The organism is Actinomycetota bacterium (assembly GCA_030776725.1).
GTDB lineage: Bacteria > Actinomycetota > Nitriliruptoria > Nitriliruptorales > JAHWKO01 > JAHWKW01.
This window is the reverse complement of sequence record JALYHG010000051.1, coordinates 1-10,870: the sequence shown is the minus strand read 5'-3', so window position 1 is coordinate 10,870 and position 10,870 is coordinate 1. Positions and strand designations below refer to the sequence as shown.

General features: G+C 71.4%; 11 protein-coding genes. 8 read left to right on the top strand and 3 right to left on the bottom strand.

The features are described from left to right. Window positions 1-90: 90 nt before the first annotated feature. Together M3N57_02220 and M3N57_02215 are read left to right on the top strand one after the other, a co-directional pair. The gene (locus tag M3N57_02220; protein ID MDP9021515.1) at window positions 91-1,281 is read left to right on the top strand and encodes a thiolase family protein; all 1,191 of its coding nucleotides are present in this window, start codon (window positions 91-93) and stop codon (window positions 1,279-1,281) included. Window positions 1,282-1,348: 67 nt separating this feature from the next. Beyond that, the gene (locus tag M3N57_02215; GenBank protein ID MDP9021514.1) at window positions 1,349-3,415 is read left to right on the top strand and encodes a 3-hydroxyacyl-CoA dehydrogenase NAD-binding domain-containing protein; all 2,067 of its coding nucleotides are present in this window, start codon (window positions 1,349-1,351) and stop codon (window positions 3,413-3,415) included. Window positions 3,416-3,428: 13 nt separating this feature from the next. Here the strand turns inward: M3N57_02215 and M3N57_02210 are convergent, their stop codons facing one another. Both M3N57_02210 and M3N57_02205 read right to left on the bottom strand, forming a co-directional pair. Continuing rightward, window positions 3,429-4,004 carry an RNA 2'-phosphotransferase gene (locus tag M3N57_02210; GenBank protein ID MDP9021513.1) on the bottom strand — a complete coding sequence of 192 codons (576 nt, stop codon included), beginning with the start codon at window positions 4,002-4,004 and terminating at the stop codon, window positions 3,429-3,431. Between the two features lie 2 nt (window positions 4,005-4,006). After that, window positions 4,007-5,548, bottom strand: a complete 1,542-nt coding sequence (locus M3N57_02205; GenBank protein MDP9021512.1) for an alkaline phosphatase D family protein — start codon at window positions 5,546-5,548, stop codon at window positions 4,007-4,009. A gap of 128 nt (window positions 5,549-5,676) precedes the next feature. Between M3N57_02205 and M3N57_02200 the strand changes: the two genes are divergently transcribed. Continuing rightward, window positions 5,677-6,627, top strand: coding sequence for a trypsin-like peptidase domain-containing protein (locus M3N57_02200; protein ID MDP9021511.1), 951 nt, complete (start codon window positions 5,677-5,679; stop codon window positions 6,625-6,627). Continuing rightward, window positions 6,624-7,148 (top strand): NUDIX hydrolase, encoded by a 525-nt coding sequence (locus M3N57_02195; GenBank protein MDP9021510.1) that lies wholly within the window; start codon window positions 6,624-6,626, stop codon window positions 7,146-7,148. Before M3N57_02200 ends, M3N57_02195 begins: the two co-directional genes overlap by 4 nt. Here the strand turns inward: M3N57_02195 and M3N57_02190 are convergent, their stop codons facing one another. Further along, a complete protein-coding gene (locus tag M3N57_02190; GenBank protein MDP9021509.1) occupies window positions 7,149-8,072 on the bottom strand; it encodes a TIGR03620 family F420-dependent LLM class oxidoreductase in 924 nt (307 codons plus the stop codon). It abuts the gene before it with no gap. Window positions 8,073-8,166: 94 nt separating this feature from the next. Between M3N57_02190 and M3N57_02185 the strand changes: the two genes are divergently transcribed. The 4 genes from M3N57_02185 to M3N57_02170 are packed head-to-tail and all read left to right on the top strand — an operon-like array spanning window position 8,167 to window position 10,612. Next, a complete protein-coding gene (locus M3N57_02185) occupies window positions 8,167-9,051 on the top strand; it encodes an NAD(P)-dependent oxidoreductase (protein MDP9021508.1) in 885 nt (294 codons plus the stop codon). Then, a complete protein-coding gene (locus M3N57_02180) occupies window positions 9,048-9,584 on the top strand; it encodes a hypothetical protein (protein ID MDP9021507.1) in 537 nt (178 codons plus the stop codon). The genes M3N57_02185 and M3N57_02180 overlap by 4 nt, the downstream gene beginning before the upstream one ends. Window positions 9,585-9,636: 52 nt before the next feature. Next, on the top strand, window positions 9,637-10,044 hold the full coding sequence (locus M3N57_02175) for a hypothetical protein (GenBank protein ID MDP9021506.1): 408 nt from the start codon (window positions 9,637-9,639) through the stop codon (window positions 10,042-10,044). A 31-nt stretch (window positions 10,045-10,075) separates the two neighbouring features. Beyond that, entirely contained in the window at window positions 10,076-10,612 is a 537-nt protein-coding gene (locus M3N57_02170; protein ID MDP9021505.1) for a TraG/TraD/VirD4 family protein, read from the top strand. Window positions 10,613-10,870: the final 258 nt, after the last annotated feature.

Here is a 10,870-nt window from a genome sequence, read left to right as displayed (position 1 = left end):
GGCGGCGCCGAGGCGATGCCCGATTGGCGTCGCCCGGGCCCGACCTTGTTCCATTGCGTCCCGACCACCGCCGCGCACGAAGGAGACCCCATGACCGACCGTTCCGGCCCGCTCCGCGACGCCGTCTACGTCGACGGAGTCCGCCTCCCGATCGGCCGCGCCAAGCCCGACGGTTACTACGCCGACACGCGGGCGGACGACATGGCGGTGCGCACGGTGCGGGCGCTGCTGGAACGCAACCCGGCCGTGGATCCCGGCGACATCGACGACGTGGCGTTGGCCGCGACCGCGCAGGTCGGCGACCAGGGACTGACCATGGGGCGGGCCGTTGCCGTGCTGGCCGGCCTCCCACTGACCGTCCCCGGGTACGCCATCGACCGGATGTGTGCGGGGGCGCTGACCGCGATCTGCAACGCGGCGAACGCGATCAGGGTCGGAGCGCAGGACGTGGTCCTGGCCGGTGGGGTCGAACACATGGGCCGCCACCCGATGGGGGCCCACATGGATCCCAACCCGCGGTTCATCGCCGAGAAGCTGGTGGACCCGACGGCGTTGGTGATGGGTAACACCGCCGAGAACCTGCACGACGAGCTCCCGGAGATCACCCGCGAACGCGCCGACCAGTACGCGGTGCAGTCACAGGAGCGCACCGCCAAAGCTCAGGCCGAGGGGATCTTCGACACCCACGTGGCGCGCATGGTGGTGTGGTCGAAGGACGGTGTGCGGGTCGTGTCCGACGACGAACATCCCCGCCCCGGCACCACCGTGAACGACCTCACCACGCTGTCGTCCCCGTTCCGGGTCGGTGGACGGGTCACGGCCGGGAACGCCGCCGGCCTCAACGATGGGGCCGGCTGTGTCCTGCTCACCAGCGCCGAGTACGCCGAGGGCAAGGGGCTGGCACCCCGGATGCGCTTCGTCGACTACGTGTTCGTCGGCGTCGAGCCGGAGACCATGGGGTACGGCCCCGTCCCCGCGACCGATCGGCTCCTGGCCCGCAACGACCTCACGCTGGACGACGTCGACGTGGTGTTCATGAACGAGGCGTTCGCGGTGCAGTGCGTGGCGTTCCTCGACCACTACGGCCTCCCACTGGACACCCCGAAGGTCAACCCCTACGGCGGCGCGATCGCGATGGGCCACCCACTGGCGATGTCCGGGGCGCGGCTGACCGCCGAGCTGGCCACGTTCTTCGAGAAGAACCCCGACGCCCGTTACGGCGTGACGACGCTGTGTGTCGGGCTTGGCATGGGCTGCTCGATCTTGTGGGAGCGGCTGTAGGAACGACAGACAAGCCAGCCCGGTCGGACGCACGCCGACCCGGCCAGACCGCGGAAGGAACCCCGATATGGCGAACGAGGTCTACACCCGCTTCAAGGTCCGCTACTACGACTCGCGGGAGGCCGGGCGTCTGGCGCTGGTCACCATGGACAACGGTGCCGACCACACCAAGCCCAACACGTTCGGGCTGAGGGCGCTGGAGTCGCTGCGCGACGCCCTGGATGAGATGGAGTCGCAGTCGGACGTCAAGGGCCTGATGCTGACCGGCAAGCCGTTCATCTTCGCAGCCGGGGCGGACATCACCGCGTTCCAGGGTGCCGACGAGGAGTTCGCACGTGAGGCCGGATCGACTGGTCACGCGCTGTTCCGCCGGCTGATGGATCTGCCCTACCCGACGTTGGCGGCGATCAACGGCGTGTGCCTGGGTGGTGGGTTGGAGATCGCCCTGCACTGCGACTACCGCACGCTGTCGCACGCCGCCGGCCCGATCGGGTTCCCGGAGGTGTTCCTGTCGATCCTCCCGGCGTGGGGCGGCACGCAGCTGACGCCGCGCATCGCCGGACCCGCCAACGCCCTGCAGGTGATCGTCCGCAACGCCCTGGACAACAACCGCACGTTGAACGCCGCTCAGGCCGCCCAACTGGGCCTGGTCGACGACGTCCTGCCGTCGGTCGACTTCCACGAACGGTCGCTGAGGACCCTCGAGGAGCTGGTGACCGGCGAGCGGCGACTGGCCGAGCGGATCCCGTCGACCGAGGGGCTGGACGAGGCGTTGCAGCAGACGCGTCAGTACGTCGATGAGCGGGTGCACGGCGCGACCCGGGCCCCCGGGCTGGCCATCGACCTGATCGAGTTCGCCGCCCGCGGCGGGGACTTCGACGAGGGTTACCGCCTGGAGGAGGAGGCCATCACCGAGCTGCTCCCGGCGCGGCAGGCACAGGCGGCGGTGTACGCGTTCCAGCTGACCCAGCAGCGCATCAGGAAGCAGCCGTGGCGTCCGGACGCCGACCCGCGCCCCGTGCGCAGAGCCGCGATCGTCGGGTCGGGCCTGATGGGTGCCCAGCTCGGGTCCTACTTCCTGCAGCGGCTCGAGGTCCCGATCGTGATGAAGGACATCGACGAGGCCGTCCTCGAACAGGCCCGCCAGACGATCGAGGCCGACCTGGATCAGGCCGCGGAGCGCGGCCGGCTGCGTCGGGGCAAGGAGAGGTTCCTCAAGACGCTGGTGACCTACACCACCAGCTACGAGCCGGTCGCGGGTGCCGACGTCGTGTTGGAGGCCGTCGTCGAGCGGATGGATGTCAAGCAGCGCATCTTCGCCGATCTCGAGGAGGTGGTCGACGACGACGCGATCCTGGCGTCCAACACCTCGTCGCTGTCGATCAGCGAGATGGCAGCGCACCTGGATCATCCCGAGCGGGTGGTGGGCCTGCACTTCTTCAACCCGGTCCGGGTGATGCCGTTCCTGGAGATCGTCCGGACAGAAGCCGCCAGCGACCGTGCGATGGCCACCGCCTTCGAGCTGTCCAAGCAGCTCCGCAAGTCGGGCGTGCAGTGCAAGGACACCCCCGCCTTCATCGTCAACCGACTGCTGATGCGCTTCAACGGGGCCTGCATGCAGGCGCTGCGCCACGGCAACCCCTTCACCGACATCGATGACGCGATCAAGCAGCTGGGCCTGCCGATGGGGCCGTTCGAGCTGCTGGGGTTCGTCGGCCTGAAGGTCGCCTACCACACCGCCGAAACGCTGCAGGCGGCGTTCCCGGACCGCTTCCCACGCGACGAGAACTTCCGGCGCTTCGCCGAGCTGGACGTGGATGGGATCTACGACTGGTCGAGGGGTCGCGTCGCCTACGACGAGGTCGCGGCCGCCGTGCAGGTCGACGAGGACCTCGAACCGCTCAGCGCGGAGGAGATCCGTCAGCGGGCGCTCGAGGCGACCACCGACGAAGCCAAGATCATGCTCGACGAGCAGGTCGTCGCTGACGGGCGCGACATCGACACCGGCTTGCTGCTGGGTGCCGGATGGCCGTTCTTCATGGGCGGCATCTGCAAGTACGCCGACCACATCAGCCTGTCGGACAAGCTCTTCGGCCGGCAGCTGCTGACAGCCGACGACCGCGCGTTCGCCTGATCCGTCGAGCGGGTCACGGGGTGACCACCCCCTCGATGCGGTGGGGCGGCACCTCGGCGGTGAGCCAAACCCCGCCGGGAAGGCGGTGGAACACGCCACCGTCGCGTGCCAGAGCCGCGGCGTCGACCGCGACCACCACCGGCCGGCCGTGGCGGGCACCGACCTGGGCGGCGCTGGGCACGTCCTCCGACAGGTGCACCAGCTGGCGCCCCATCGACCTGATCCCGTCGGTCAGGATCACATCGAGGGCCGTTGTGGCCGTGCCGTGGTAGAGCACCGGTGGCGGTTCGGCCGGTTCGTAGCCCATGTCGACCGCGAGGCTGTGGCCGTACCGGGCTCTCACGTGGGTGCCGTCAGCCGACAACTCGAAGCGGTCCTTGCCGCCCCGCCCCCCTGCGCCGTCGGCGACGCGCACGACCTCCTCGAGCTCCGCCTTCGTCACGTTCCTGCCCAGCCGGCCCAGGGCAGCGATCAGGTGCTCCACCGACACCCAACCACCGGGCTCCAGGCGCAACCCGGCGCGCTGCGGGTCGTGGCGCAACAGGAGGGCCAGCAGCTTCGATAGACGCGCGCGGCGGCGGGGGTCCACGTCTAGCGATCCTCGCCCGCGCTGCGGTGGCCGTCCGCGCCCCCGATGTGGTGCAGTCGGCTGGTGCCGTCGCGGACCTCCCAGGAGCTGAGCAGCGCCTCGCCGTCGCTGCGTTCCAGCACGGTGTCCACCGCCCACCACTCGCCCCGGATCCGGGCGGGCGTCACATCCAGCACCACGTACCCGTGCGCGTCGAACTCGCACCAGCGCACGTGGGGGTTGTCGCGCATCACCGTGGCCTCCACACCTCCGGCCTCGCGGTCGCGGCCCTCGCCGAGCTTCTCGTTGAGGTTCTGGCTGGTGACACTCGGCGTCACGAACTCCACCGCCACCGGTTCGATGTGTTGGGTGGGGTCCTCCAGCAGGTGCAGCGCCCAACAGGTGTGCACGTCGCCCGATAGGAACACGACGTTGCGGATCTGGTCGCGGCGGATGGCCGCGAACACCCGGCCACGGTCGCCGGGGTAGCCGTCCCACTGGTCGGGGTTCGCGCCGTGACGTTCCTCGGTGAGGATCCCGAGCTCCGCGAGCGGCGGGCCGAGCCAGTCGGGGAGGAGGTGCGTGTAGCACTGCCCGACCATGATCGGGTTCCCGACGAGCTTCCACCGCGCCGTCGATCCCGCCAGGCGCTCGCACAGCCAGCGTCGTTGCTCGGCGCCGAGCAAATCTCGGACGTCGTCGTACATCGTGGGCGGGCCGACCTGCTCGTCGCGCCAGGATCGGCAGTCGATCATGAGCAGGTCGGCGACGTCGCCCAGCGGGAGCCGGCGGTAGATGCGTGCCGGGTGATCACGGTCGGGCATGCGGACCGGCAGCCACTCGTACCACGCCCGCAGCGCCGCGTCGGCCCGCACGTCGAACCGCCCGTGCAGCTGGGGATCGTGCTTGCTGGCTCCCTCGCGCCAGCGGTCGTCAGCGAACTCGTGGTCGTCGAAGACGTGGACCGTGGGGTGACGCTGGTGCATCCGTTGGCAGTCCGGGTCCAGGCGGTGCAGCGCGTACCGCGTCCGGTAGTCATCGTGGCTGACGCAGTCGTGGTCGGGCACGTGGGCCCTGCCGATCGCAGCGCCCGGTGAACGATCCTCGGTCCCGTACTCGTAGATGTAGTCGCCCATGTGCACGACCAGCGCGAGATCGTCGCGGTCGGCGATGCGTCCGTAGGCGTTGAAGAACCCGTCGTTGTACTTCGCGCACGACGTGAACGCGAGCTTGACCGCGTCGGTCGCCCCGACCGGTGCGGTGCGGGTGCGCCCGACCGGTGAGCGTTCCCCGGCGGCTTCGAACGCGTAGAAGTAGGTGGTCGCCGGGGACAGGCCGGGGACGTCGATCTTCACGGTCCGGTCGCGGTCGGATCCGGTGGTCGTCACCCCGCTGGCGACCACGTCCGACAGGTCCTCGTCGCGGGCGATCCGCCATCGCACGTCGACCGGGTCGTCGGGGGTGCTGATCCGGGTCCACAGCACCACCCGGTCCGCCTCGGGGTCGCCACTGGCCACCCCGTGCTGGAACGTCGGTCCGTTGAGGTCGCGTGGGTCTGGTTGCATGTGTGGCCTTCCGACTGTCGCCACGGTAGGCCGCCGATCGAAGCGCCCGATGGTGACGGTCGCCCTGGTGGCCAGGCGGGAGGCCGCCGGCCGCGCCCGCGCCAAGCCCGTATCAGGAAGGAGCATGCGTGGATGAGCACCGCACCGACCTGACCGGCGGCTCCGACGACGCGCTGGACGCCTACTCGCAGTTGGTGACCTCGGTCGCCGAGACGCTGGCCCCTGCGGTCGCGAGCGTCCGGTTGCAGGGGCGTCGCGGGTCCGGCTCGGCCGTCGTGTTCGATCCCCATGGGGTGCTGGTCACCTCCGCCCACGTGGTCGGCAGGATCAACGCAGGCACGGCCACGTTCACCGATGGACGCCAGTCCACCTTCCACGTGGTCGGTCGTGATCCGCTGAGCGACCTGGCGGCGCTCCGCGTGGACGGCGAGGGCCTGACCGCGGCACGCCTGGGTGATGCTGGGCGGCTCCGCGTCGGTCAACTGGTAGTGGCCATCGGGAACCCGCTCGGCTTCGCCGGCTCGGTCACCGCCGGGGTGGTCAGCGCCCTGGGCCGTTCGCTGCCGACCCGCGAGGGTGCGGTCACCCGGCTGGTCGAGAACGTCATCCAGACCGACGCTGCGCTCAACCCCGGCAACAGCGGCGGGGCGCTGGCCGACGCCCGCGGCCGTGTGGTGGGCATCAACACGGCGGTGGCGGGCGTCGGGCTGGGGCTCGCGGTCCCCATCAACGACGCCACCTTGAGCATCGTCTCGGCGCTGGTGTCCGAGGGCCGGTACCGACGGGCGTACCTGGGCATCGCCGGGGGCTCCCGTCCGCTTCCGCCCCGGGTGCGTGACGCGGTCGGGCGGGGCGCCGGCGTGGAGGTCGTCGAGGTCATGGCCGGCAGCCCCGCCGACGACGCCGGCATGACCGTGGAGGACATCGTCGTCGGCGTCGACGGTGAACCGGTCACCGAACTGGGCGATCTGCAGCGTCTGCTGGGTGGCGAGCGGATCGGCCGTCAGATCAGGCTCCAGGTCGTCCGCGACGGCCAGCTCCGGGAACTCACCGTGATCCCGGCGGAGTTGCGGGGATGATCGGTGCGGTGCACCACGCACTGCTGCGTGCCTTCAGCTGGCTGCCCGTCCGTGGGCGACGCTTCGTCGTCCGCCGGCTCGCACCGTCGTTCACGGTCGGGTCGGTCTGCGTGATCGAACGGTCCGACGGGGCGATCCTGCTGCTGCGTCTGTCCTACCGCGACGGTTGGGGGCTGCCCGGTGGGCTCCTGAAACGCGGTGAGACGGCGATCGAGGCGGCCAGGCGCGAGGCCAAGGAGGAGACCAGCCTCGACATCGAGACGCTCGGCGAGCCAGCAGTGGTCGTGGAGGCCGCCAAGCGGCGGATCGACATCGTGTTCCGCTGCCGGCCACGTCCTGGGACGCCGACCGAGGCCCACACCGGCAGCCCGGAGGTCGTCGACCTGAACTGGTTCCCCCCTGGTGACCTACCGAGGCTCCAGGAGGAGGCCGCCACCGCGCTGGCCACGCTCAGCCGGACGGAGGAGCCGGGCGGGACGGGACGCGAGGACCAGACCCCCTCGTCCCGGCGGGCCCCGTAGTCAGCGCGGCGCGAGATCCAGGGCGCCGGCGAGCTCTGCCAGGAGCGGCACCGGGGAGACCTCGACTGCGGGGGTGAGCGGGTGAACGGCGACGTGGTCGGCGCCCGCATCGACGTGGGCGCGGAGCCGGGCGGCCACGGCCTGGGGATCTCCCCAGGCGATCAGCGCGTCGAACCGGACGTCGGGGAGTGGCTCGTCGAGGTCCGACTGGTCCCAGCCCAGCCGCACCAGGTTGCGCCGGTAGTTGTCCAGCCGCAGGTAGCGGCGCAGGTGTCGGGCGGCGACCCGGCGGGCCTCGTCGCGGGTGTCGGCCAGGACGACCGCCTGCTCGGGCGCCAACAGCCTGTCGCCACCGAGGGTGTCCCGGGCGCGACGCGTGTGCTCGATGGGGACCAGGAAGGTGTGCGCCCCGGCGCTGCGCTCTGCTGCCAGCTCCAGCATGCGCGGGCCGAGCGCGGCCAGCATCCGCGGCGGCTCCTCAGCAAGCTCCGGGCCGCGCCACGGGGCCTGGTCCATGGCGTCGAGGTAGCGCCGCATGGTCGTCAGCGGCCGTTCGTAGCTCTGGCCGCGGGTGTCGAGCAGTGGCGGGTGGCTCGCCCCGACCCCGAGCAGGAAGCGGCCCGCGTACGCCTCGGCGAGGGTCCGGGCCCCGTTCGCCATCGCCATGGCGTCGCGCGCCCAGATGTTGGCGATCCCGGTGGCAACCACCACGTCGGTGGTCGCGGCGAGCAGGACGCCCGCGTGGGTCAGCGCCTCCTTGCCCTCGGCCTCGCCCACCCACAGCGCGCCGTACCCGTGGCCCTCGATCGCCGCGGCGGCGGTGCGGGCTTCGCGGATGGGGAACAGGCCGAGATGGCTGGCCCAAACACCGTAGATGCCGAGCCGCGCGGTGGTGTCCACCGCACCGACCTTACCGCTCACCATCCGGGGTCCCGGCTGGCGATCGCCCGCCGACCATGGTCGGTGATGCCGTGCCCGGGCGTGCGACAAGATGGGGGCGCCGACCCAAGGGAGCAACATGGCAACGCGCGTGACCGTGCTCGGCACCGGGATCATGGGGTCGGCGATGGCCCGCCAGCTGCTCGCCGCCGACCACGACGTGACGGTGTGGAACCGCACCCGTGAGAAGGCCGAGGCGGTCGGAGACGACGGCGCGACCGTCGCCGATGACCCGGCTGATGCTGTGGACGGGGCGGAGCTGGTCCTGACCGTGCTCGCCGACGCGGAAGCAGTCGAGGAGGTAATGACCGAGGCCCTCGGCGCCATGGCCGACGACGCGGTCTGGGTGCAGATGAGCACGGTGGGCCTGGCGATCGACCACCTGGCCGACCTCGCCGCCGAGCACGCGGTCGGGTTCGTCGACGCGCCGGTGCTGGGGACCAAGGAACCGGCCGAGCGCGGCGAGGTGGTGGTCCTGGCCTCCGGCCCCGAGGACCTGCGCGAGCGCTGCGAGCCGGTGTTCGACGCGGTGGGCTCTCGGACCTTGTGGCTGGGGGAGGCCGGGGCGGCCAGCCGCGTGAAGCTGGTGACCAACGCCTGGCTGCTCGGCCTGGTCGAGGCCCTGGCGGAGTCACTCGCGCTGGCCGAACAGCTCGGTGTGGACCCGCAGGGGTTCTTCGACGCGATCGAGGGCGGACCCGTGGACGCCACGTACGCCGGGCTCAAGGGCCGCGCCATGCTGGAGCGCGACTTCCCCGCGAGCTTCCCGCTCGGGCTCGCGTGGAAGGACGCCCGGCTGGTGGTCGAAGCGGGCGATGAGCACGGCCTGGACCTCCCGGTCGCCCGGGTGGTGGCCGGTCAGTTCGCACGGGCCGTGGCGGCCCGCCACGGCGACGCCGACATGGCAGCCGTGTTCCGCGTGGTCGCAACCGACGAGGGTGGGGGCGCGTCCAACGGGGGATGAAGTCGTCACGCGGTCACGTCGTCGTCGCGGCCATGCTCGCCGCGATGCTGATCCCAGCTGCAGCGGCTGCGGTCAGCTGCGTCCGCGACGACCGGCCTCTGACCGAACGACTGGCCGAGTTCGAGATCGTCTTCGTCGGAACCGTCACCGACGTCGCCGATGAGCGTCGAGCCGCGTGGTTCCGGGTGGAGGAGATCTGGCGCGGCCCCGATCTCGATCGTCCGATCGTCCACGGCGGCCCCGGTCATCCCGGCACGGCAACCTCGGTGGACCGCACGTGGGAGATCGGCCAGCGCTACCTGGTGGCTCCCCGCCGCGGAGACACGGGATTGATGGATGACCGCTGCTCGCCGACACAGGCGTGGAGTGACGAATTGGCCCGCGCGCGGCCTGAGGACGCGCGCGTGGTCGGGCAGGCGGACACCGACGACCGCATCGCCACGGCCGTGCGTCGGCCGTGGACCGCGGTGGTCGCGGTGGCGCTGGCCCTGACACTCGGCGGCTACATCCTGTGGCGGCGTCGCCACCCCTGACCGGGCTCGGCGTTCGCGTTGCGAGCTGGCTGACGGGTACAGCCACTACCGCATGGTCGGCTACATCACCGTGACCGTGCCCGACGGTGACGGCGCCCACGCCGAGTTGAAGGCGTGCCGTCGGGGGGCGACCGCCGCGTCGAAAGCCCGCCTCGAGATCCGTCGGCCGTACGCCGAACAGGCTGGACGCGGCCGCCCGTCCCGGCGACGACCCCGACGTGGTGGTGCGCCGCCGGGTGCGGCTCCTGGCTTCGCTGGTGGGCGCGTCGCTGCACCGCACCCTGACCCCGAGGAGAGCTCGGCGTGCGAGCTCGCGGTACGCGCCGCCACGGCCACGTCACCGCAGCCGACGCTGCCGCAGGTGGCCGACGCGCTGCTGCGCCCCACCGAGGACGCGGCACGGTCGATCGCCACCGACGTCGACGACCTGCGCCGGGCCAGCCGCCAAGTCGCTTTGTAACTCGCCGGCTGTGCTACGGCGACCTGCCGGCATGTTCGACGAGGCCGCCAACATCGCCCCCCTCGACGACCTCGACGCGGTCGCCTCCACCGGCGCCGGCCAAGGCATCCAGCTCGTCACCGTCTGGCAGGACCTCACCCAGATGCGCGCCCGCTACGGCGACCGCGCGCACACCATCCTCAACAACCACCGCGCCACCATGCTGCTGCCCGGCATCAAAGACCCCGCCACCCTCGAACACGCCTCCCGGCTCGTGGGGGAGGCCGACGTCGCCCGGGCCTCCACGACCTGGGACGCCCAGGGGCAGCGATCCACCACCCAAGGCGTCGAACACCGCCGCCTCGCCCCCGACCATGCCATGCGCACCCTGCCCAACGGGCAAGCCGTGGTTATCTACGGATCCATGGCACCGCTGCGCGTCTCCCTGCGGCCGTGGTACGCCGACCCAACCCTGTCCGCCCGCGCCCGCCGCAACGGCAACCCAGTAGCGCCCGCCGGCGTCCCCAGCTGGGCTGCCCCGATCCCCGCCGATGACATGGCCGCCGACGGATCGTTAGACGACGGCTGACATCGTCGACGTCCTGCTGCTCGCCGTTCTCATTGGGGTCACCGGTGGTACGCCTGGCTGACGAAACGCATCGCACAAGCGTCGGAGCGCTCGGCTCACGCGCCCGTCGAAACGGCAGAAGCGTCGGAGCCTTCGGCTCGAACGGGCGTCGAGGCCGCTGAAGCCGCCGCGCGCTCGGCCGCCACAGCCGAGGCCGCGTTGCTGGCGGAGTCCATGCCCTTCGTTCGGCCTTCGTTCGGGGGAGGCTCGTCGGGCAGT

Coding starts and splice junctions, on each gene's coding strand:
- M3N57_02220 (MDP9021515.1), top strand. CDS start 91: ATGACCGACCGTTCCGGCCCGCTCCGCGACGCCGTCTACGTCGACGGA.
- M3N57_02215 (MDP9021514.1), top strand. CDS start 1,349: ATGGCGAACGAGGTCTACACCCGCTTCAAGGTCCGCTACTACGACTCG.
- M3N57_02205 (MDP9021512.1), bottom strand. CDS start 5,548: ATGCAACCAGACCCACGCGACCTCAACGGACCGACGTTCCAGCACGGG.
- M3N57_02195 (MDP9021510.1), top strand. CDS start 6,624: ATGATCGGTGCGGTGCACCACGCACTGCTGCGTGCCTTCAGCTGGCTG.
- M3N57_02190 (MDP9021509.1), bottom strand. CDS start 8,072: ATGGTGAGCGGTAAGGTCGGTGCGGTGGACACCACCGCGCGGCTCGGC.
- M3N57_02185 (MDP9021508.1), top strand. CDS start 8,167: ATGGCAACGCGCGTGACCGTGCTCGGCACCGGGATCATGGGGTCGGCG.
- M3N57_02180 (MDP9021507.1), top strand. CDS start 9,048: ATGAAGTCGTCACGCGGTCACGTCGTCGTCGCGGCCATGCTCGCCGCG.
- M3N57_02175 (MDP9021506.1), top strand. CDS start 9,637: ATGGTCGGCTACATCACCGTGACCGTGCCCGACGGTGACGGCGCCCAC.
- M3N57_02170 (MDP9021505.1), top strand. CDS start 10,076: ATGTTCGACGAGGCCGCCAACATCGCCCCCCTCGACGACCTCGACGCG.